General features: G+C 66.4%; 14 protein-coding genes. 4 read left to right on the top strand and 10 right to left on the bottom strand.

Annotated elements, in window-relative coordinates; genetic code table 11:
* Positions 1-90: 90 nt before the first annotated feature.
* Positions 91-2,466 (bottom strand): LPS-assembly protein LptD, encoded by a 2,376-nt coding sequence (locus tag E1956_RS05530; RefSeq protein WP_134747734.1) that lies wholly within the window; start codon positions 2,464-2,466, stop codon positions 91-93.
* Between the two features lie 285 nt (positions 2,467-2,751).
* On the opposite strand from E1956_RS05530, the gene E1956_RS05525 reads away from it, so the two are divergent.
* Both E1956_RS05525 and murU read left to right on the top strand, forming a co-directional pair.
* Positions 2,752-3,801, top strand: coding sequence for an aminoglycoside phosphotransferase family protein (locus E1956_RS05525; RefSeq protein ID WP_134747733.1), 1,050 nt, complete (start codon positions 2,752-2,754; stop codon positions 3,799-3,801).
* Between the two features lie 63 nt (positions 3,802-3,864).
* Complete coding sequence (gene murU / locus E1956_RS05520; protein ID WP_167760024.1) at positions 3,865-4,590, top strand: N-acetylmuramate alpha-1-phosphate uridylyltransferase MurU; 726 nt, start codon at positions 3,865-3,867, stop codon at positions 4,588-4,590.
* 29 nt (positions 4,591-4,619) lie between these two features.
* On the opposite strand, the gene E1956_RS05515 is transcribed toward murU, so the two are convergent.
* The gene (locus E1956_RS05515) at positions 4,620-6,518 is read right to left on the bottom strand and encodes an ABCB family ABC transporter ATP-binding protein/permease (RefSeq protein WP_134747732.1); all 1,899 of its coding nucleotides are present in this window, start codon (positions 6,516-6,518) and stop codon (positions 4,620-4,622) included.
* A gap of 364 nt (positions 6,519-6,882) precedes the next feature.
* On the opposite strand from E1956_RS05515, the gene E1956_RS05510 reads away from it, so the two are divergent.
* Positions 6,883-7,278: an acyl-CoA thioesterase gene (locus tag E1956_RS05510; protein WP_134747731.1), complete on the top strand. Its 396-nt coding sequence runs from the start codon at positions 6,883-6,885 to the stop codon at positions 7,276-7,278.
* Between the two features lie 131 nt (positions 7,279-7,409).
* Here the strand turns inward: E1956_RS05510 and E1956_RS05505 are convergent, their stop codons facing one another.
* Both E1956_RS05505 and E1956_RS05500 read right to left on the bottom strand, forming a co-directional pair.
* Positions 7,410-11,333 (bottom strand): EAL domain-containing protein, encoded by a 3,924-nt coding sequence (locus E1956_RS05505; RefSeq protein WP_232071282.1) that lies wholly within the window; start codon positions 11,331-11,333, stop codon positions 7,410-7,412.
* A gap of 189 nt (positions 11,334-11,522) precedes the next feature.
* On the bottom strand, positions 11,523-12,017 hold the full coding sequence (locus tag E1956_RS05500) for a nitrate reductase associated protein (RefSeq protein WP_134747730.1): 495 nt from the start codon (positions 12,015-12,017) through the stop codon (positions 11,523-11,525).
* Positions 12,018-12,295: 278 nt separating this feature from the next.
* On the opposite strand from E1956_RS05500, the gene fdhD reads away from it, so the two are divergent.
* Complete coding sequence (gene fdhD, locus E1956_RS05495; protein WP_134750359.1) at positions 12,296-13,186, top strand: formate dehydrogenase accessory sulfurtransferase FdhD; 891 nt, start codon at positions 12,296-12,298, stop codon at positions 13,184-13,186.
* A gap of 51 nt (positions 13,187-13,237) precedes the next feature.
* On the opposite strand, the gene E1956_RS05490 is transcribed toward fdhD, so the two are convergent.
* The 6 genes from E1956_RS05490 to clsB form a co-directional block, all read right to left on the bottom strand.
* Positions 13,238-14,008, bottom strand: a complete 771-nt coding sequence (locus E1956_RS05490; RefSeq protein WP_134747729.1) for an enoyl-CoA hydratase — start codon at positions 14,006-14,008, stop codon at positions 13,238-13,240.
* Positions 14,009-14,146: 138 nt separating this feature from the next.
* Complete coding sequence (locus E1956_RS05485; protein WP_134747728.1) at positions 14,147-15,346, bottom strand: acetyl-CoA C-acyltransferase; 1,200 nt, start codon at positions 15,344-15,346, stop codon at positions 14,147-14,149.
* Between the two features lie 34 nt (positions 15,347-15,380).
* Positions 15,381-17,822, bottom strand: coding sequence for a 3-hydroxyacyl-CoA dehydrogenase/enoyl-CoA hydratase family protein (locus E1956_RS05480; protein ID WP_134747727.1), 2,442 nt, complete (start codon positions 17,820-17,822; stop codon positions 15,381-15,383).
* 168 nt (positions 17,823-17,990) lie between these two features.
* On the bottom strand, positions 17,991-19,778 hold the full coding sequence (locus tag E1956_RS05475; RefSeq protein WP_134747726.1) for an acyl-CoA dehydrogenase C-terminal domain-containing protein: 1,788 nt from the start codon (positions 19,776-19,778) through the stop codon (positions 17,991-17,993).
* Positions 19,779-19,863: 85 nt separating this feature from the next.
* Positions 19,864-20,463, bottom strand: coding sequence for a TetR/AcrR family transcriptional regulator (locus E1956_RS05470; RefSeq protein WP_028217894.1), 600 nt, complete (start codon positions 20,461-20,463; stop codon positions 19,864-19,866).
* A 274-nt stretch (positions 20,464-20,737) separates the two neighbouring features.
* A complete protein-coding gene (gene clsB / locus E1956_RS05465) occupies positions 20,738-22,084 on the bottom strand; it encodes a cardiolipin synthase ClsB (protein WP_167760023.1) in 1,347 nt (448 codons plus the stop codon).
* Positions 22,085-22,091 lie beyond the last annotated feature (7 nt).

Below are 22,091 nucleotides of genomic sequence, written 5' to 3'. Positions count from 1 at the left end.
GTTGGCGGGCCGCTTCGCCCGTCTCTATGCCACCGACTCCGCACTGCACCGGCTCGCGAGGCTCTGGGGCCGCATGCGCCGGTTCACGCGTTATTGATAATCCGTAAAGCGCGACGGCAGAGGCGGTTGCCCCGGCGGCTGCGTGTAGCCCGGCACGCCGGCCTTGAACGCCGCGACGAGGCCGTTGTCCACGTTCGACAGCCCCTTGAGCGTCAGCTGCGCCAGAAAACGCGTGGCCGAATTATTCCCGCCCGTGGTGTTGATCCCGTTCGCGTAGCGCTGGATGCCGACGCCGAGCGCCCAGCAATCCGCGTCGTACTGCATGCCGAGCAGGCCGTCGACAACCTTGTGGCCGTTCAGATCGTAATTGAAGCGGCCCACAGCGTACACCCGATGCGAGAACGGCCATTGAGCCGAAATCAGAATCTGGTTGATGGGCTGATTGTCGAGCGTGCTGCTGTTCTCGCGCGTGTACCGGTAGGCCACGTTGAGCACGCGGCTCGGCCCCGGGCTATAGCCGAAGCCCACGCTCGCCTTGGTCAGCTGGCCCTGGTCGGCATTATATTGGAACGCCGTTTCCGAAGCGAAACCGCCCCCGATCTTCAGCGACATGCCGGCAATCAGGTCCGAATGCGCCGTGCCCGTGTCGGGCGATTCGCCCGGGATCAGCGTAACGCGCTGGTCGGTGAAATAGTACTGCTGCGCGATCACGAAGCGCGCGCGCTCGTCGCCGGAGGCCGCGTCGATGAAGCGCGTGGTCAGCGCCGCCGTGAGACGGTTCGCATCGGCAATGCGGTCGTTGCCGACGAAGGTATTCGGCGTAAAGATCTCCGCCAGGCCGAAGTCGGCATCAGCGGTGTCGAAAAGGGGCGCGAACTCCTGGTTGCGGTACGGCGTGTAGACGTAGTACAGGCGCGGTTCCAGGGTCTGGATGTAATCCGTGCCGAACAGATGCACCGAGCGGTCGAACACGAGCCCCGTGTCGAAGCTGAAGGTGGGGATCGATTCGGTGAAGCTCTTGGGCGTGCCCGTGGGCACGTCATTGCCGATGTTGCTCAGGTTGTAGTCCGCGAAGTGCCATTGCACCTTCGGCGTGACGAAGTAACCTGGCCCCGTGAGCGAGTACGACACGTACGGGTTGAAGACGACCCGGTCGCCTTCGGTCGCATCCGCGGTCGTGATGCGAAAGCGCGAGTAGTCGGCTTCCATGCCGTAGTCGAAGCCGCCCACGTTGTACTTCGCGTACTTCACGTTGAGCTCGGGCTCGCGGCCATACGGCGCGACCGACGGCGACAGCGTCTGCCAGTGCTGATAGCGGCCGAGCACGGACCAGGGCCCGTTGTTGTACGTGATGCCCGCTTCCTGCTGGTACAGCGTCTGCGTGCCGTTCAGGAACTGATTGGCGGGCGACGCCAGGTCTTCCGGATAGGTGTTGTCCGAGACCTTGTTGTAGTAGATGTAACCGCCGAACCCGTTGCCGAAGTTCTGGTTGTGCTGGATGAACAGCGCGTAGCGGTTGGTCTTCGTGATCGCGTCGTCGGGCAGGAACGTGCCGGTGATCGTGCCCGAGTAGTTCGTCGAGAGATACCGGTAGTTGGCCTGCATGAACACGCCGCGCTTCGAGATGATCTCGGGCGTGAGCGTGAGGTCGCGGTTCGGCGCGATGTTGAAGTAATACGGCATCGACAATTCGAAGCCGTTCGTCGAGCTCACGGAGAACGTCGGCGGCAACAGGCCGCTGCGGCGATCGCCCGAGAGCGGAAACGAGAACCACGGGCTCGCGAAAATCGGCACGTTCTGGAAGAACAGCACGCTGTTGTGCGCGACGCCTTCGTCGGCGCCCGTGTCGAAGTCGAACTCGGTGCCCTTGATATACCAGGCCGGATCCGACGAACACTGGCAGGCCGTGTAGGTGCCGTTGGTGAGCACCGAGCGCTCGCTGTCGAGCAGGTCGGCGCGCTCGCCGCTGCCCGAGCCGCCAGTCACCGAAAAGTGGTACTTCGGCGTGGACATGAAGCCCTCATTCGCCTCGACCTTCAGGTGCGCTTCCGGACCGGCGAAGGTCGTGCCGCTCTGGTTGACGACGACATTGCCGTAGGCGTCGGCCATGTCGGTGTCTTCGTCGTAGTGCAGCGCATCGCCCTTGATGACGTTGGTGCCCTGGCGCAGCTCGGCCGAGCCCTTGACGGCAGTGTCGGTGCCCGACGTCCCGGTGGCCGAATCGCCGAGCACGAACGTCGCCGGCCGCTGGCCAGGCGCGTTCGGATGGTCCTCGAGCTGCGGGGAAAGGCGCAGGCTCCACGCGTCGTCCAGCCGCTGGGGCTGCGCAGCGTCGCCCGCAAGCTGCGCGTGCGCGAGCGCGGGCATGAGACCCGGCATGGCCACGAGCGCCGCGATGAGCCGCCGCTTGCCCGGCACGCCGTCGTCACTTTTGGAGATCGTCTGGAAAAACTGTCTGGGCGGCATGTATGGTTTTGGCGTATCGGCCCGTCAGCCTGCCCGCCCATCACGGCTCCACTGCCAGTGCATCGGCCTCGTGACCCCGGCCCGGGCGAGAAACCGGAGCGGGGCGACGGTCGAAGCAACGATCAAGGCAACTTCGCGCACAATTATTTACAATTCATCGGACGATGGACTGGCGATAAGTGTGGCGAGCGAACCGTCATGCGGGCTTTGGCGCGAGTCGCGTCAAAAAAGTCGTGGGGTATTATATGGCAAGACGTTGATCCACTGATTTTGCCTCTGGTTTTCATGACCCTCACAGCCCCGTCTTCCCCGGCCGATGCCCGCCGCGACCTGCTCGCCGCCTGGCTTGCCGGCCACGCAGAAAAATACGCGCTCGATCTCACCACCCTCGCCCCGGCCTCCGCCGACGCGAGCTTTCGCCGCTACTTCCGCCTCGCGAGCGCCGGCACGCACGGCGCCACGCTGATCGCCGTCGACGCGCCGCCGCCCGAAAAGTGCCGCGAGTTCGTGCAGATCGCGCAGCTGCTCGAGGCGGCCGGCGTGCACGTGCCGCGCGTGCTCGAAGTCGATCTCGATGCCGGTCTCATGCTCGTGACCGATCTCGGCACGGCTCCCTACCTCAAGGCGCTCACCGATGCGGGCCCCGGCCCTCAGGCGCGCTCGCTCATGCGCGACGCCATCGACGCGCTGATCCGCTTCCAGCTCGCCTCGCGCGAGGACGTGCTGCCGGCGTTCGACGAGGCGTTCCTGCGTCGCGAGATGGAGCTCATGCCCGAGTGGTTTTTGGAGCGCCATCTGGGCCGCAAGGTCGACGAGGCCACCCGCGGCGTGCTCGATCGCACCTTCGCGCTGCTGATTGCGAGCGCACGCGCCCAGCCGCAGGTCTTCATGCTGCGCGATTTCATGCCGCGCAACTTGATGATCGCGACGCCCAACCCCGGCGTCCTCGACTTCCAGGACGCGGTCTACGGCCCGATCACCTATGACATCGCCTCGCTGTTGCGCGACGCGTTCCTGAGCTGGGACGAGGAGTTCGAGCTCGACTGCTTCGCGTACTACTGGGAGCATGCGAAGAAGGCCGGGCTGCCCGTCGATGCGGACTTCGGCGAGTTCTACCGCCAGCTCGAATGGATGGGCCTGCAACGCCACATCAAGGTGCTGGGCCTCTTTTGCCGCATCAACTATCGGGACGCCAAGCCGCACTACATGGCCGACCTGCCGCGCTTTCTCGACTACGCGGGCAAGGTCGCGCACCGCTATCGTCCGCTTGTGCCGTTCGCGCGGCTCATCGACGAGTTGCAAGGCACGAGCGCCGACGTCGGTTACACGTTCTGAGCGCGCAGGCTCTCCTCAATCATTCATGACAACAAGGTCGAATTCATGACGCGTGCCCCTGCAATGGACACGGCGGAGCGCACGGCGATGATCTTCGCCGCCGGGCGCGGCGAGCGCATGCGCCCGCTCACCGACACCTGCCCGAAGCCGCTGCTCGAAGTCGGCGGCAAGCCGCTCATCGTCTGGCAGATCGAGCGGCTCGCGGCGGCGGGCTATACGCGCGTCGTCATCAATCACGCGTGGCTCGGCGCGCAGATCGAGGCCGCGCTCGGGAACGGTGCGCGCTTTGGCGTGCAGCTGCATTACTCCGCCGAGACCGACGCGCTCGAAACCGCGGGCGGCATCGCACAGGCGCTGCCCTTGCTCGAGCCCGCGGGCGAGCCGGCCGTCTTTCTCGCCGTGAGCGGCGACGTCTATAGCGAATACGACTTCGGCGCGTTGAACGCGCGCGCCGCGGCGCTCGCGGCGCAGCCCGAACCGGGCATGCATCTCGTGATGGTGCCCAATCCGCCCTTTCACCCGGCCGGCGACTTCGCGCTCGGCGCCGACGGCCTGCTCGCGCTAGACGGCGCGCCGCGCTACACCTTCGGCAATATCGGCCTCTACGACACGCGCATGTTCCGCAGCCTGCCGCGTGGCGAGAAGCGCGCGCTTACGCCGTACTACCGCGAGGCCATCGCGGCGAAGCGCGTAAGCGGCGAGCTCTTTGAGGGGCACTGGGAGAACGTGGGCACGCCCGCGCAACTCGCGGCGCTCGACACCGCGTTGCGCGCGACGCAGCGCGGCTGATCCGCGGTTGGTCCACGGCTCGTCCGCGTTCAGCGTCCGCGCTCAGTGGCAACCTGAGCCGGCTCGCCCGCGGCGCGGTCCGCTTCGCTCGCGCGCTGCTGCTGCAGCGCCCACATCTGCGCATAGTGGCCTTCGGCACGCAGCAGCTCCGCGTGCGTGCCGCGCTCCACGATGCGCCCGTGATCCATCACGATGATCTGCTGCGCGTGCACGACCGTCGAAAGCCGGTGCGCGATCACGAGCGTCGTGCGCTCGCGCGCGATCTGGTCGAGCTCATGCTGGATCGCACGCTCCGAGCGCGAATCGAGCGCCGAGGTCGCCTCGTCGAACAGCAGGATCGGCGGATTCTTGAGCAGCGTGCGCGCGATCGCCACGCGCTGCTTCTCGCCGCCCGAAAGCTTGAGCCCGCGCTCGCCCACCGGCGTGTCATAGCCCTTCGGCAGGCTCTCGATGAACGCATGGATGTGCGCCGCGCGCGCCGCCGCCATCACTTCCTCGCGGCTCGCCTCAGGCCGGCCGTAGGCAATGTTGTAATAGATCGAATCGTTGAAGAGCACCGTGTCCTGCGGCACGATGCCGATCGACGCGCGCAGCGAATCCTGCGTCACGTCGCGAATGTCCTGGCCGTCGATCGTGATCGCGCCGCCCGTCTCCTTGTCGATATCGTAGAAGCGGAACAGCAGGCGCGAGAGCGTGGACTTGCCCGAGCCGCTGTGGCCCACGACCGCCGTCGTCGTGCCGGCCGCAATGGTGAAGCTCACGTCGTGCAGGATCTGGCGCGCGGGCTCATAGGCGAAATTCACGTGCGTGAAGCGCACCTCGCCGCCGCGCACCGCGAGCGCCGGCGCGCCCGGCACATCGGGCACCTCGCGCGCGACGGTCAGCAGCGTGAACATGCGGTCCATGTCGGTGAGGCTCTGCTTCAGCTCGCGATACACCACGCCGAGAAAATTCAGCGGAATGTAGAGCTGCAGCATGAAGGTGTTGATGAGCACGAGGTCGCCCAGCGTGAGCTTGCCGGCCATCACGCCTTGCGTCGCGCGCCACAGGATGAACACGAGCCCCGTGCCGATGATCGCCTGCTGCCCGAAGTTCAGCGCGGAAAGCGACTGCTGCGACTTGATCGCCGCCGCGCGATAGCGGCGCAGGTTCTCGTCGTAGCGCTGCGTCTCCCACGCTTCGTTGCCGAAGTACTTCACGGTCTCGTAGTTGATGAGCGAGTCGATCGCCCGCGAGTTCGCGCGCGAATCGAGCTCGTTCATCGTGCGGCGAAAATGCGTGCGCCACTCGGTCACCTTCACGGTGAACACGATGTACGCGGCCAGCGCCACGAGCGTGACGATCGCGTAGTACGCCTCATATTTCACCGTGAAGAAGCCCAGCACGAGGCCCACTTCGACGAGCGTCGGCAAGATGCTGTAGAGCGAGTACGAGATCAGTTGCGTGATGCCGCGCGTGCCGCGTTCGATGTCGCGCGACATGCCGCCGGTCTGGCGCTCCAGATGAAAGCGCAGCGAAAGCGCATGCAGATGCTGGAACACCTTGAGCGCGAGCTGGCGCACGGCGCTTTCCGTCACCTTGGAAAAGAGGATCTCGCGCAGCTCCGTGAAAAGCGACGTCGAGAGGCGCACCACGGCGTAGGCCACCACGAGCAGCCCCACGCCGCCCATCAGCACGATGCCGGGGGCGTGCTCGGCGCGCCCGAGCGCGGTGAGGTGCCGTACGGCCGCGAGATTGTCGACGATGTGCTTCATCACGATCGGCACGCCCAGGTTGGCGACCTTCGCGCCGATCAGGCAGGTGAGCGCGAACGCCACGCGCCATTTGTAGGCAGTGAGATACGGCAGCAGCGAAACGATGGTCTGCCAGTCGTTGCGCGGCCCGGTGGCGGGCGGCGCGGGTTCGTTGGAGGCGGGAAAGCGGCGCATGGACGGGCGACCAGGGGCGTGTCACTGGCGGGCGCCTCGAGCATCAAGGGCGCGCGCGGGAAGCACGGCGTATTGTTGGGGGAGATGGACGACGGGTTGCGCAGCGCGCCGGATCGATGCTTTGCCCTTCTGGCTGCACCGCCGCGTCTGCCGCTTTCCCGTACAATTCCTGACACCGTATTGTCGCAGAAGGCAGCGCGCCCCGCTGACGGCGACTGGCGCGTGCAACAGCCCCGTGCCACGGCGCGCCGCGTCCCGTGTGCTGCCACGATCAGGCCATGAGGCGGTGCTTTTGTGCCGCCTGCGTCCCGTTTCTGCCCTGCCGTTGGCCCCCTGCTGCTCCAGCCCTTTTCATGGATCTCCGATGACCGACTCTTCCCCGCTCCCCCAGAAGTCGCCGGCGCTGCGCGTCGTGCCGCAGCCCTCCGACGCCAACGTCCACGGCGACGTGTTCGGCGGCTGGATCATGTCGCAGGTCGACATCGCCGGCTCGATTCCGGCGAGCCGGCGCGCCAACGGCCGCGTCGCGACCGTCGCGGTGAACTCGTTCCTGTTCAAGCAGCCGGTGTTCGTCGGCGACCTGCTGAGCTTTTATGCCGATATCGTCAAGACCGGCACGACCTCGGTGACCGTCGAGGTCGAGGTCTACGCCCAGCGCATGCGTCTGAGCGATGAAGTCGTGAAGGTGACCGAAGCAACGCTCACCTACGTGGCCACGGGCGCCGACCGCCGCCCGCGTGCGCTTCCGGCGATCGAGTAAGATCCGGCCCGCGCGGTTCGGACAAATGAACCGCGGGCCCGCCCGCAGACGTGCTCGCATGACCGGGCCTGTCGCGCGGGCTTGCCGCGCGCACGCCCCGGCCGGCTTGCATCAGGCCGTCTGAAGGCAGATCAAGCCGGCCACGCGAGCCCCCCGCCCTCCTCGTAGGCCAGGCTCGCGCTCAAGAGCGCCGCAGCCTCAGCCCCCGGCATCGGCGGCGCGAAGAAATACCCTTGCAGCTCGTCGCACGCGCGCTCGCGCAGGAACGCGAACTGTTGCGACGTCTCCACCCCTTCAGCGATCACCTGCAGCCGCAGCTCATGCGCGAGCGCGATGATGGCCGCGGTGATGGTCTCATCGTCGCTGCTGTTGCCGATATCCGCCACGAACGAGCGGTCGATCTTGAGCCGGTCCACCGGCAGCCGCTTCAGATAGCTCAGGCTCGAATAGCCGGTCCCGAAGTCGTCGATGGCGATCCCCACGCCCGCCTCGTGCAGCGCGTTGAGCATCGAGACCGCCTCTTCCGTGTTGCGCATCAGCGTGCTTTCGGTGAGCTCGATTTCGAGCCAGCACGGGTCGAGCCCCGTCTCCTGAAGCACACCCTTCACCAGCTCGGTGATGTCGCGCTGGTGGAACGTCTTCGCCGAAAAATTCACGGACACGCGCACCGGCGGCAGCCCCGCGTCCTGCCATGCGCGGTTCTGCCGGCAGGCCTCGCGCAGCACCCAATCGGACAGCGGGCCGATCAGGCCGCTCTCCTCCGCCACCGGAATGAATTGCGCCGGCGACACGAGCCCCGCCTCCGGATCGCGCCAGCGCACGAGCGCCTCCATGCCGACGATGCGCCCGCCCTCGATCTCCACCTGCGGCTGGTAGTGCAGCAGGAACTCGCCGTCACGCAGCGCGCGGCGCAGGCGCCGCTCGAGGTTCATGCGCGCGCCCGCGCTCGCGTTCATCTCGGGCTGATAGAACTGGAACGTGTTGCGGCCCAGCTCCTTCGCGCGGTACATGGCCACGTCGGCCTTTTTGAGCAGCGCTTCGGCGTCGTTGCCGTCCTGCGGATACACGCTCGCCCCCATGCTGCAACCCACATAGAGCTCGGTGCCGTCGATCCACACCGGCTCCGAGATCATCGAGCGCGCGCGCTCCATCCAGCCGATCAGCGACTTTTCGTCGATGGTATCTGTGAGCACGATCACGAACTCATCGCCGCCGTGGCGCGCAACGGTGTCGCTCGTGCGCGTGCAGCGTGTGAGCCGCTCGGCCACCACGCCCAGCAGCCGGTCGCCCACGCTGTGGCCGAGGCTGTCGTTGACGTTCTTGAAGCCGTCGAGGTCGATGAACAGCACGGCCACGCCGCGTGCGTGGCGCTGCGCCGAGACGAGCGCCTGCTGGAGGCGGTCGCGCAGCAGGTTGCGGTTGGGCAGCTGCGTGAGGCTGTCATAGTTCGCCTGGTATTCGAGCTGCTCCTGATAGCGGATCAGCTCGGTCACGTCGTTGATGATGCCGATATGGTGCGTGATGCCGCCGTCGAGGTCCGGCACCGGCGCGATCAGCAATTGATTCCAGAACAGCGCGCCGTCCTTGCGGTAGTTGCGCAGCACGGCGCTCACCTCGCGGTTCGCGAGCAGCGCCTGGCGCACGGCGATGAGCCCTTCCTGGTCGCGGTCGTCGCGTTGCAGGAAGCGGCAGTCCTGACCGATCACATCGGCCGGATCGTAGCCGGTGATGCGGCGAAACGCCGGATTCGCGTACTCGATCAGGTTGCTGCCGCCCGGCCCCGGCCCGGTGATCAGGATCGCGTTCACACAGGCGTCGAGTGCCCGGCTTTGCAGGCGCAGCGCGAGGTCGGCGCGCTTGCTCTCGGTGGTGTCCGAGTAGCTGCCGAGCACGCCCATCACGCGGCCATCGCCGTCGAGCAGCGGCAGCTTGCTTGTGAGCGTGGTGCGGTGCAAGCCGTCGATCGTCAGCTCTTCTTCGAAGTTGATGCGCGGCAGGCCCGATTCGATCACGTCGCGGTCCTGCGCATGCCAGGCGAGTGCATACGCGCGCCATGGCAAGTCGTCGTCGGTCTTGCCGACGATCTGCTCGGGGTAAGCGAGGCCCGCATCGCGCGCGAACGTCATGTTGCAGCCCAGATAGCGCGATTGCGCGTCCTTCCAGAAGATCCGCTGCGGGATGTTGTCGATCACCGTCTCGAGCATCTGGTTGGAGCGCTGCGCCTCGACCTCGGCCTTGATCTGCTCGGTCACGTCGTCGGCGAGCACGAACACCGCTGCGCGGCCCTGGAAGACGAGCGAGTGGTGCGAGATGTCGGCGCTGATGAGCGAGCCGTCGCGGCGCACATGGCGCCAGATGCCGGCCATCGTGCGCACGTTCTGCGTGAGCGTGTCCGAGCGCGCGAGATGCTGTTCGAGCCGCGTGACGTCGTCGGCCGGACGGATCTCGCGGATCGTCATGGCGAGGAACTCTTCCTCGCTGTAGCCGTATTGCTGGATCGTCGCCGCATTGACCGCGAGAAAGCGCAGCGTCTCGCGGTCGAACACGTACATTGGCACCGGGTGGGCGTCGAACAGGCCCTGAAAGCGCTCGTTGCGCGCGCGCATGCCAGCGAGCGCGCGCAGCTTTTCGCGCGCGGCGTTCTCGCGTGCGCCGAAGGTGTAGATGAGCAGTGCCGCGCCCGCGAGCATCGTCACGATCAGCAGAATCGAGGCGCGGCGGCCCGCGCTCGACGACTCGGCGAACGCGCTGGCGAGCGCGCGGTCCTGCTCGCCCTGCAACGACGAGAGCCTGGCGTCGACGCGGTCGGCCCGTGTGTCGAGGCGGATGTATTCGCTCGCGACCCACGGCGCAACGCTGGCCAGCGCGGGATCTGCGGCGGCCGGTTGCACGGTTTGGGCGGTTTGGGCGGTTTGGGCGGTTTGGGCAACCGCGGGCTGGGCGGCCGTGTTCGCGACGGTTGTGCCGCTCACGTACGGCTCGGCCAGGTTCGATGCCGGCAGCGCCGGCTTTTTCGCATAGGGATCGGCAAGACTCGATGCCAGTGCGTCCGGCTTGCTCGAATATGGGGCGGCGAGACTTGTTGCCGACACGCCCGGTTTGGTCGAATACGGCACGGCAAGGCCTGCTGCTGACACACCCGGCTTGCTCGAATACGGCGCAGCGAGGCTCGGTGCTGACGCGCCCGGCTTGCTCGAATACGGCGCAGCAAGGCCCGCTACCGACGCGCCCGGCTTGCTCGCATACGGCGCAGCAAGGCCCGCTGTCGACGCGCTCGGCTTGCTCGAATACGGCGAGGTAAGGCTCGCAGCCGACACGCCCGGCTTGTTTGCATACGGCGCAGCTAGGCTCGCGGTCGACGCGCCCGGCTTGTTTGCATACGGCGCAGCAAGGCTTGGCGTCGACACACCCTGCTTGCCCACATAAGGCTCGACAAGACTCGATGCCGGCACGCCTGCATTGCCCGAATACGGCGCAACAAGACTCGATACGGCCCCGCCCGTCTTGCCCCACGACGACAACTCGCGCCCATGCGCTGGCGCCGCCGCAGCGCCCCCGGTATCCCGCGCGCCGCCAGCCGGCGCCGTGCCGCCTTGCGCCGCCACCGCTTCCTGAGCCTCGGCTTGCTGCGCACTGGCCTGCACGCGGGCATCGGCGAGTCGCTCCTGTGCGCGGGCGAGCGTGTCGTCGATCTCGCCGGCGAGCCGCGAGGCTTGTGCCGCCACGCTCTCAAAGCGTTTCGCCAGCGCCGGGTCTGCCGCCAGTTCGGCGCGCAACGCCTGCGCCGTATTGTCGAGTTCCGCCGCGCGGGCCTCGCGCGCGCCGGGCGGTTCGGCTACGCCGTCGGCCTCGAAGCGGCCGAGCGCGGTAAGCCCGCTGCCCAGCGCCCTGCTCAAACGATCCAGATCCTGCCGCACGCGCGCGGCCTGTGCGGCCCGCTGGTCGATCTCGCGCTGCGCGTCGATCTGCGCCCAGGCCACGAAAGCGTTTGCGCCCACGGCAGCGGCAACGACCAACAGGTTGATGAGGTGCCGCTTCGAATAATGAAGATTCATGAATGCCGAACGTCGTTCGTCCCCGTAGGGCGGGCACGGAGAGGCTGCTAACGACCTGCGCGCGACAGGCTGGCGCGCGGTGCGCCATTCCGGATAACGGCAACGAGCGGCAAGGGCTTTAGGAAAAAGCGCGAGCGCCTGGCTTGGCGCTCATCAAGACACGGCTGATGGCTCGGCTGCTGGCACGAATCAAGGCGCCGCCTGGCGAGGCGCGGCCAGCCCGAACTCCTGCATCGCCGGCACGAAATCGTGATTCGCCTCGGGCTTGCGCGCAAGCTTGGCCAGCACATAGCGCTGAAACGGCGCAAGCCGGGCCCAGTCGTCGACGGCCGGCTCGCGCAGGTTCGCAAGTGCCGCCTGATTCGCGATGCCGCCCGGCACGGTATTGGCGTCCCGCCACGCGGGCGCCTCCTCAGGCGCGAACCATTCGGGCTCGACGTTGGCATGGGTGCGCAGCATCTCGAAGAGCGCGTGATCGAAATTCGGCTCGATCTCGGTGTCCTCGTCGACGGGAAAGCGCGCGAGCAGGCGTCGGTCCTCGTAGGGCAGCAGCTGCCACTGTGCGAGCGAGATGCGCAACCCGAATCGATCCAGATTGAAGCGCACGCACATGGGGATGAAAGTGAGGTCTTCCGACGATTTGACCTCGTAATGGAACAGCAGCGGAGCGTCGTTCAATGCCATGGCGTTATCCTCGCGAAGCGGGCCAATCCGAACGCATCCGGACCCATCCAGACCCATTCGGATGCCAAGCCGGAGCGCAGCTGGACGACAGCGAAAGGGGCCCGCTTGAGGTATTTTAGAACCTTCCGCGTCAAGAGCATCCCCGCGCGGACCCGCGCAACGCCCCGGCGGCCTGGCTTTGCGCGCCATGCAAGGAAGCCCAAGGCAACACCACGCAGCACACAGACGCACATGGATTTGATGGAGCACCCCGCTTGAATTCCCGCCCGAACCCCGATTTGCCCGCCGCGGCAGCCGCCGCGCCGAATCCGCTGGAAACCGAAGGCCAGCCCGGCGCCGTCGAGCTGCGCGTGCATCGCCACCGCGGCGGTACGGTACAAACGCTCGCCGATCACGTGGGCCAGGAATGGCCGGTCGCGCTCGTCTTCAACGGCATCTCGCACGCCGTCATGATGTGCACGCCGCGCGATCTCGAAGCGTTCGCGGTGGGCTTTGCCATCTCGGAAGGCATCGTCGGCCGCAACGCCGATATCCAGGACATCGAAGTCTATTGGTACGCGAAGCCGGATTCGGACGATTTGCCGCACGCCGAGGTCCATCTCACGGTCGTGCAACAGGCGTTCGTCGAGTTGAAGGAAAAGCGCCGCGCGCTGGCCGGGCGCAGCGGCTGCGGCGTGTGCGGCATCGAAAGCATCGACTTGCTCGACCTCGAACCGGAAACGGTGCCCGATACGGGCTTCCTCGCGCGCCTCGCGCCGGACGCCATCGCGCGCGCCGCCCGCGAACTGCCCCAGCATCAGGCGCTCACGAAGCTCACAGGCGGGCTGCACGCCGCCGCCTGGTGCGACGCAAGCGGCGCAATCCTGCGCGCGTTCGAAGACGTGGGCCGCCACAACGCGCTCGACAAGCTCATCGGCCAACTGGTGATCGAGCGCGCCGACACGCAGCAGGGCTTCGTCTTCCTTTCGAGCCGGGCGAGCTACGAGCTGGTGCGCAAGGCCGCGCGCGTGGGCATCCCGATGGTGGCGACCATCTCGGCGCCCTCGACGCTCGCCATCGCCATCGCGAAGCGCGCCGGGCTGCGGCTCGTGAGCTTCTGCCGCGAGTCCGGCTATGTCGATTACGACACGGCGGCGCACGCCGCGCCGGACGCCGGCCAAGCGAGCTAGTTCAGCCAGGCTCGCCAAGCCAGCTAAAGCGCGCGCCGCGGCGCCGCGTCTTTAGTCGAACTGCCTGAAATCCGGCTTGCGCTTTTGCAGGAAGGCGGTGAACGCCTCGCGCGCTTCCGGCGCGAGCAGCATCTTGCCGAAATGCACGAACTCCTCGTCCATCTGCGTCTTGATCTCATGCTCGCTCGCGCGTTTCATGAGCGCCTTGGTCACGCGCAGCGAAGAAGCAGGCAGCGCGACGAGCTTCGTCAATTGGGCGCTCACGAACGCATCGAGCTCGGCAGCGGGCAGCACGCGGTTCACGAAGCCCATGCGGTGTGCCTCCGCAGCATCGAAGGTCTCGCCGAGCAGCAGCTTTTCCGCCGCGCCCTGATAGCCCGCCACGCGCGGCAGCAAGAGCGACGAAGCGGCCTCCGGGCACAGGCCGAGCTGCGCGAACGGCATGGCGAAGCGCGCCGTATCGGCGGCATAGACCATATCGCAATGCAGCAGCAGCGTCGTGCCCACGCCGATGGCCGCGCCCGCCACGGCCGCGACGAGCGGCTTCTCGAAGGTCGCGATGGCTTGCAGGAAGCGGCTCACGGGCTGATCGCCGCCGGTGGGCGGCGACTTCAGGAAGTCCTCGATATCGTTGCCCGCCGTGAAGATCCCGGCGTGGCCCCGCAGCAGCACGGCGCGCACAGCGGCGTCTTCTTGCGCCGAAGCGAGCGCCTCGGCGATCGCCTGATACATCGCTGGCGTGAGCGCGTTCTTGCGCTCGGGCCGGTTGATGGTGATCGTCAGCACGCCGTTTTCGCGCGCGATCAGGATTTCGTTGCTCATGTCGTTGTCCCCAAGTCCCATGCAAAGCTGATCCATGCCGAACTCGACGTCCTCGCGAGCCCGATACGAAAAACGGTTCGCAGACCGTGAAGCCTGCGAACCGTGTCGATAAAGCCTATGCGCTAAAGGCCCAAGCGCTTACAGCCGCTCGATGATGCCCGCCGCGCCCATGCCGGTGCCGACGCACATCGTCACCATGCCGTACTTCAAGTTGCGGCGGCGCAGGCCGTGCACGACCGTCGAAGCGCGGATCGCGCCCGTCGCGCCGAGCGGGTGGCCCAGCGCGATCGCGCCGCCGAGCGGGTTGATCTTCGAAGGGTCGAGGCCGAGGTCCTGGATCACCGCCAGCGATTGCGCGGCAAACGCCTCGTTCAGTTCGATCCAGTCGAGATCGTCCTGCTTGAGTCCCGCGGCCTTCAACGCGGCCGGAATCGCTTCCTTCGGGCCGATCCCCATGATTTCCGGCGGCACGCCGCGCACCGCGAAGCTCACGAAGCGCGCGAGCGGCGTGAGGTTGAACTGCTTGAGCACCTTCTCGGAGACGACGATCAGCGCGCCAGCGCCATCGGAAGTCTGCGAGCTGTTGCCCGCCGTGACCGAGCCCTTGTTCGCGAACACCGGGCGCAGCTTCGCGAGACCTTCGAGCGACGTCTCCGCACGCGGGCCTTCGTCCAGCGCGACCAGGCGCTCGTTCACCATCACTTCGCCCGTGGCGAGATCCGGGAAACGCTCGAGCACCGTGTACGGCGCGATCTCGTCCTTGAACTCACCGGCCTGTTGCGCGGCCAGCGCGCGGCGGTGCGACTCGACCGAGAACGCGTCCTGCGCCTCGCGGCTCACCTTCCAGCGCTCCGCGACCTTCTCGGCCGTCAGGCCCATGCCGTAAGCAATGCCAATATCTTCGTTGCGGTCGAAGATATGCGGCGAGAGCGAGGGCTTGTTGCCCATCATCGGCACCATGCTCATCGACTCGCAGCCGCCCGCGATCATCGCATCCGACTCACCGACGCGAATGCGGTCGGCGGCCATCGCCAGCGCCGTGAGACCCGACGCGCAGAAGCGGTTGACGGTCACGCCGCCCACGCTCTGCGGCAGCCCCGCGAGCAGCGCGCCGATGCGCGCCACGTTCAGGCCCTGCTCCGCCTCGGGAATCGCGCAGCCAATGATGGCGTCTTCGATCACCTGAGTGTCGAGCCCCGGCACCTGCGCCACCGCCGACCTGATAGCGTGCACCAGCAGCTCGTCGGGGCGGGTGTTCTTGAACACGCCGCGCGGCGCCTTGCCGATGGGCGTGCGGCTCGCGGCGACGATGTATGCGTCCTGCAACTGTTTGCTCATCTGTAACTCCGATCCGTTTATCGTGCCGTGCCGCTTAGTTGCGCACCGGCTTGCCGGTTTGCAGCATGCCCATGATGCGTTCCTGCGTCTTCTGCGTGCCGAGCAGGTCGACGAAGGCGCGGCGCTCGAGCTTGAGCAGCCATTCCTCGTCGACGAGGCTGCCCGCCTCGACGTCGCCGCCGCACACCGCCTCGGCGATGCGGCTCGCGATCAGGAAGTCGTGGTCGCTGATGAAGCGGCCGTCGCGCATGTTCACGAGCGAGGCCTTGATGGTCGAGATGGCCGAGCGGCCCGCGACCGGAATCTGCGTCGCGCGCAGCGGCGGGCGGTAACCGGCGGCCGACAACGCACGCGCTTCCTTCTTGGCCGTGTCGAGCAGCTCGAACACGTTGAAGACGATCGTGTCGGACGGCTTCAGATAGCCCATCGCGCGCGCCTCGAGCGCCGATCCCGAGACCTTGGCCATCGCCGCGTTCTCGAACGACTTCTGCAGGAACTTGAGCAGGTCGCTCGGCACCGCGCCAATCGCCTGCGCCGCATCCGCCGCGCGAATCGCCGCTTCCTTCAGGCCGCCGCCAGCAGGCACGAGACCCACGCCCACTTCCACGAGGCCGACATAGCTCTCGATATGCGCGACGCGCTTCGCGCTTTGCAGCATGATTTCGCAGCCGCCGCCAAGCGCGATGCCCGACACGGCCGTGACGACCGGCACGTTCGCGTACTTCACGCGCAGCATCGTGTCCTGGAACTTCTTCACGAACGGCTCGATGCCCTTTGCGCCGCCCATCATGAACGCGGGCATCGCCTCTTCGAGGTTCGCGCCGGCCGAGAACGGGCCGCCAGGGGCGCCGAGCTTCAGCGAAGTGGGTTGCCAGATCACGAGGCCCTTGTAGCCGTCTTCGGCGATCTCGATAGCCTTCACGAGCGAGTCGAGCAAGCCCGGCCCCATCGTGTTCATCTTGCTCTTGTACGAGACGATGACGACGTCGTCCTCGCCCGCGCGGTCATCGACCCAGGCGCGCAGGTTTTCGTTCTCGAACAGCGTCTTGCCGTAGGTCTTCGGATCGCGCGCGCCCGTCTCGCCGACGAGCCCGGCACGGAACACCTGGCGCTCGTACACCGGCAGATTCGAGCGCGGCACGAAGCGCGCCTCAGCCGGCGACCACGAGCCCTCGGCGCCATGCACGCCGCCGTTCTCGGCGACAGGACCTTCGAACACCCATGCCGGCAGCGGCGCATTCGAAAGCGCCTTGCCCGCGTCGATGTCTTCCTTGACCCACTCGGCCACCTGCTTCCAGCCCGCGGCCTGCCAGCCCTCGAACGGGCCTTCGTTCCAGCCGAAGCCCCAGCGGATCGCGAGATCGACGTCGCGCGCGTTATCGGCGATCGACTGCAGATGCACGCCGATGTAGTGGAACACGTCGCGGAAGATCGCCCACAGGAACTGCGCCTGCGGGTGCTGCGTCTCGCGCAGCAGCTTCAGACGTTCGGCGGCCGGACGCTTGAGGATGCGGCCAATCAGCTCATCGGCCTTGCCGCCCGCGTCGACGTACTCGCCCTTCCCGGCGTCGAGCACCTTGATCGCCTTGCCTTCCTTGCGATAGAAGCCGCCGCCCGTCTTCTGGCCGAGCGCGCCCTTCGCCACGAGGCCCGCGAGCACCGCCGGCGTCTCGTAGACCGGGAAGAACGGATCGTCCTTGAGGTTGTCCTGCATCGTCTTGATGACGTGGGCCATGGTGTCGAGGCCCACCACATCAGCGGTCCGGAACGTCGCCGACTTCGCGCGGCCCAGACGGCTGCCGGTGAGGTCGTCGACTTCGTCGAAACGCAGGCCGAACTTCTTCGCCTCCGCGATCACCGCGAGGATCGAGAAAATGCCCACGCGATTCGCGATGAAGTTCGGCGTATCCTTCGCGCGCACCACGCCCTTGCCCACCACGCTCGTGAGGAACGTCTCGAGCTGGTCGAGGATGGCGGGCTGCGTATGCGTCGTCGGGATCAGCTCGACGAGGTGCATGTAGCGCGGCGGATTGAAGAAGTGCACGCCGCAAAAGCGCGCCTTGAGGTTGTCGTCGAAACCTTGCGACAGCTCCGTGATCGACAAACCCGACGTGTTCGACGCGAAAATCGCGTTCGGGCCGAGGTGCGGCGCGACCTTCTTGTAGAGGTCGTGCTTCCAGTCCATGCGCTCGGCGATCGCCTCGATCACCACGTCGCATTCCGCGAGCTTCGCGATGTCGTCTTCGTAGTTCGCGGGCGTGATGTACTGCGCGTCGTCCTTCACGCCAAACGGCGCGGGCGAGAGCTTCTTCAGGTTCTCGATGGCCTTGAGCGCGATGGCGTTCTTGGGGCCTTCCTTCGCGGGCAGATCGAACAGCAGCACGGGCACGCGCGCGTTGATCAGGTGCGCCGCGATTTGCGCGCCCATCACGCCGGCGCCGAGCACGGCTACCTTGCGAATATTGAGATTGCTCACGTTGTTCCTCCAGCAGAACCGCAATGTTGGATAAATCGGGGGGCGGCGGCGCCTGTCGTCGTTCCGGCGTTGTGGTTGTTGTTGCCGTGGGCGCCGCATCCGGGCATTCGGTGATGCGATGTCGATGGCGCGCGCTGCGAGACAAGCGCCGAGCGCGCGCCGTGCACCTTAGAACAGCGCTTCGTCGACTTCCATGAGCGTCTTCGAACCCGCACGCGCCTGGCGAATCGAGGTCGCCGTCTCCGGCAGGAGCTTGGCGAAGTAGAAACGCGCCGTGGCCAGCTTCGACTTGTAGAACGGATCGCCCGAGCTTTCCTTGTCGAGCGCGATGCGCGCCATGCGCGCCCAGAAGTACGCGAACACGAGGTGGCCCGCCGTGCGCAGGTACGGCACCGCAGCGGCGCCCACTTCGTCGGGGTTCTGCATCGCCTTCATGCCGATTTCCATCGTGAGCTTTTGCATCTTGTCGCCGATATCGGCGAGCGGATTCACGAACTCCTGCATCTCCGGCTTGATGCCTTCGGCTTCGACGAAATCCGTCACGAGCTTGCCGAACTTCTTGAGCTTCGCGCCCATGTCGCCCAGCACCTTGCGGCCCAGCAGGTCGAGCGACTGGATCGTGTTGGTGCCTTCGTAGATCTGATTGATGCGCGCGTCGCGCACGTACTGCTCCATGCCCCATTCGGAGATGAAGCCGTGGCCGCCGAACACCTGCATGCCGAGGTTGGTGCTCTCGAACGCGTTGTCGGTGAGGAAGGCCTTGATGATCGGCGTGAGCAGCGCGACCAGATCGGCCGCTTCCTTGCGCTCGCCTTCGTCGCCGTGCGAGAGCTCCTTGTCGATCTGCAGCGCGGACCAGTACGTGAACGCGCGCGCGCCTTCGGCCCAGGCCTTCTGCGTGAGCAGCATGCGGCGCACGTCCGGATGCACGATGATCGGGTCGGCGGCCTTTTCGGGCGCCTTCGGGCCGGTCAGCGAGCGCATCTGCAGGCGCTCCTTCGCATAGACGAGCGAGTTCTGGTAGGCGACTTCGGTGAGACCGAGGCCCTGCATGCCGACGCCCAGACGCGCGGCGTTCATCATCACGAACATGGCGTTCAAGCCCTTGTTCGGCTCGCCGACCAGCCAGCCCTTCGCGCCATCGAGGTTCATCACGCAGGTCGCGTTGCCGTGGATGCCCATCTTGTGCTCGATCGAGCCGCACTTGATGCCATTGCGCTCGCCCGGCTCGCCGGCCGCGGTCGGCACGAACTTCGGCACGACGAACAGCGAAATACCCTTGGTTCCCGGCGGCGCGTCCGGCAGACGCGCGAGCACGAGATGAACGATGTTGGCCGCCATGTCGTGCTCGCCGGCCGAGATGAAGATCTTCGTGCCGGACAACGCGTACGAGCCGTCCGCATTCGGCTCGGCTTTGGTGCGCAGCAGGCCGAGGTCGGTGCCGCAGTGCGGCTCGGTCAGGCACATCGTGCCGGTCCACTCGCCCGTGACGATCTTCGGCAGATAGGTCTTCTGGAGTTCGGGCGTGCCGTGCGCGTGCAGACACTCATAGGCGCCATGCGAGAGACCCGGATACATGGTCCACGCCTGGTTCGCCGAGTTGAGCATTTCATAGAGCGCGTTGTTCACGAACGCGGGCAGCCCCTGGCCGCCGTATTCGGGATCGCAGCCGAGCGCCGGCCAGCCGGCCTCGACGTATTGCGCGTACGCTTCCTTGAAGCCCGTCGGCGTGGTCACGACGCCGTCACCGGCATAGGTGCAGCCTTCGCGGTCGCCAACCTGGTTCAGCGGAAACAGCACCTCCGAGCAGAACTTGCCGGCTTCTTCGAGCACCTGGTTGATGGTGTCGGCGTCGAGGTCGGCGTGCTTCGGCATCTGCTTGACTTCGCCTTCCACGTCCAGCAGTTCGTGCAGGACGAATTGCATGTCGCGCAGCGGCGCGGTGTACTGTCCCATATCTTCTCTCCCTGGAATGAGCCTGAAGTTTCGGGCCTATCACGTACCGCCATGTGCCGCTGCTGCGCTCACGCGCGCCCGGCCGCTACTGGCTGACGGTCTGGTACGAAACGATCAGTTTTTCGAACGCGGCCCACGTATGCTCGACCGCATCCGGCAGGTGCAGGAAGCGGCCGTCATGATGCAGACCGAGTGTCACGCTATACAGTTCAAACAGCATCAGCGCCGGATCGGTGTCCTTGCGCAAATGCCCCTCTTCAATCGCCTGCGAAATCGCCCGCATCAGCGCCGCGCGCCACGTCGTCACGCTCGCCGCCAACTGCTCGCGCACCTGGCTGTCCGCCCGGTCGTCGTACTCGACCGCACCACTGATGTAGATGCAGCCGGTCGTGACCTCGTGAATGCGCTTTTCGATCCACCGCGACACCATCGCACGCAAACGCGGCAAACCACGTGGTTCGCGCAGGCTCGGAAAGAAGACTTCTTCCTCGAATCTGCGGTGATACTCGCGCACCACCTCGACCTGCAGGTCCTCGCGCGACCCGAAGTGCGCAAAGACGCCGCTCTTGCTCATCTGCATGCGCTCGGCAAGCAGGCCAATCGTCAGACCTTCCAGTCCGTCGCGGCTCGCGAGGTCGAGTGCTGCATCCAGAATGGCGGCTCGTGTCTGTTCGCCTTTTCGCATAGCTTTATTTACCGTAACGATGAAGCCGAGATGCTCACAACAACCGCTCACATCAGGGCCGGAATGAAATCGAACGGCCGTACTATTATTGAAGACAGCCGCTCGCGAAAACAAGAACTTTATTAGAAACCGATTTCTAGCCGGTACTCTAATTTTCGGGCATCGCGCGCGATGCACAAGCGAACATTTCTGGATTGCAAGCCTGACGATTCGTATGGCAGGCACGCATGCCCGGTGCCTGGCGCGCAGGGCCTCTTTATGCCGGGAACGCGCCCTAGTCGTAGCCGCCCACGGTGAGCAGCTTCATGGTCGCGCGATAGAACGACCACGCGAGCCAGTTCAGCGCGCGCACGTGCCAGGGCCGCGCTTCGTAGCGTGCACGGTCGATCTGCGGCGACTCCTCGAACGCGCCGAGAATGGCATCGCGCAGCTGCTGGATCTGCGGATGCAGCACGAGCAGCACGTTGGCTTCATTGTTGAGCACGAGCGAGAGCGCGTCGAGGTTCGAAGAGCCGACGGTCGCCCAGTTCGAATCGACCACGGCGACCTTGCCATGCAGCATGGTCTTCTCGTACTCGGCGATCTGCACGCCGGCGCTCAGCAGCTGGTGGTAGAGGAACGGCACGCCGTAATCGAGCACGGCAAATTCTTTTCGTCCGATTAAAAGCTTGACGGCCACGCCACGCTGCGCGGCTTCGAGCAGCGCGCGGCGCAGCCGCCGGCCCGGCATGAAGTACGGATTGGCGAGCAGCACTTCCTTGCGCGCCTCGCCGATCGCGTCGAGATAGGCCTTCTCGATCGCGCGCCGGTTCACGACGTTGTCGCGCGCGACGAACGCCACGCAGGGCACTCGCGCCACGCGCGGGTCGCGCACGCTCGCGCGCAGGCGCTCGCGCAAGCGCGTAAAGAGGCGGGCCGCGGGCCCCGAGCGCACGGCGGGCGCGAGGGCGCGCAGCGCGTCGTCGACCATCTGGGTGGAGCGCTCGATCGTGTGCCCGGTCGGATGCGGCGCCATGTAGCCCGCACTCGCGGGCACCCCTGGCGAAAGCGAACCCGCCGGCAGCGGCGGCCGATGGCCGAGCCGGATGCGCCGCCACTGCTGCTCGAACGCCACGCGCACGTCCACCACCACGGGCCCGTGCAGCGCGACGGCGAAATCCCAGCGCGGATACGGCAGCGTCTTGCCGTCCTGTTCCAGATCGTCGATCACGTTGATGCCGCCGCACGACGCGTACTGGTCGTCGATCACGGCGAGCTTGCGATGCGTGCGCGAAAAGCCGAAGCGCCCGAAGATATGCGGGTTGTAGACGCGATGCTCGACGCCGGCAGCAAGCCAGGTGTCGAACTGCGCGAGATGGGGCGTGCCGATCCCATCGGTGATGATGCGCACGCGCACGCCGCGCTGCGCCGCACGCACGAGCGCCGCGGAGAGCGCGCGGCCGATGTCGTCGTCGCAGAAGATATAGGTTTCGATGGCGACATCGCGTGTAGCGGCGTCGATGCGCTCGATCATGGCGCCAAAGAGGTCCGCGCCCGAGCCGAACAGGCGCACCTCGTTGCCGCTCGTGAAGCGGTAGCGCGAGCGATAGCGCCGGCCCAGCAGGGCCTCGCGCAAGCGCACGACGCGC

It is taken from the genome of Paraburkholderia pallida, from assembly GCF_004524855.1.
Lineage (GTDB): Bacteria > Pseudomonadota > Gammaproteobacteria > Burkholderiales > Burkholderiaceae > Paraburkholderia > Paraburkholderia oxyphila.
This window is presented reverse-complemented; position numbering and strand designations above follow the sequence as displayed.

Bases quoted from the DNA above. Each gene is read 5' to 3' on its own strand.
- E1956_RS05530 (WP_134747734.1), bottom strand. From the start codon at position 2,466: ATGCCGCCCAGACAGTTTTTCCAGACGATCTCCAAAAGTGACGACGGC.
- E1956_RS05525 (WP_134747733.1), top strand. From the start codon at position 2,752: ATGACCCTCACAGCCCCGTCTTCCCCGGCCGATGCCCGCCGCGACCTG.
- murU (WP_167760024.1), top strand. From the start codon at position 3,865: ATGGACACGGCGGAGCGCACGGCGATGATCTTCGCCGCCGGGCGCGGC.
- E1956_RS05515 (WP_134747732.1), bottom strand. From the start codon at position 6,518: ATGCGCCGCTTTCCCGCCTCCAACGAACCCGCGCCGCCCGCCACCGGG.
- E1956_RS05510 (WP_134747731.1), top strand. From the start codon at position 6,883: ATGACCGACTCTTCCCCGCTCCCCCAGAAGTCGCCGGCGCTGCGCGTC.
- E1956_RS05505 (WP_232071282.1), bottom strand. From the start codon at position 11,333: ATGAATCTTCATTATTCGAAGCGGCACCTCATCAACCTGTTGGTCGTT.
- E1956_RS05500 (WP_134747730.1), bottom strand. From the start codon at position 12,017: ATGGCATTGAACGACGCTCCGCTGCTGTTCCATTACGAGGTCAAATCG.
- E1956_RS05490 (WP_134747729.1), bottom strand. From the start codon at position 14,008: ATGAGCAACGAAATCCTGATCGCGCGCGAAAACGGCGTGCTGACGATC.
- E1956_RS05485 (WP_134747728.1), bottom strand. From the start codon at position 15,346: ATGAGCAAACAGTTGCAGGACGCATACATCGTCGCCGCGAGCCGCACG.
- E1956_RS05475 (WP_134747726.1), bottom strand. From the start codon at position 19,778: ATGGGACAGTACACCGCGCCGCTGCGCGACATGCAATTCGTCCTGCAC.
- E1956_RS05470 (WP_028217894.1), bottom strand. From the start codon at position 20,463: ATGCGAAAAGGCGAACAGACACGAGCCGCCATTCTGGATGCAGCACTC.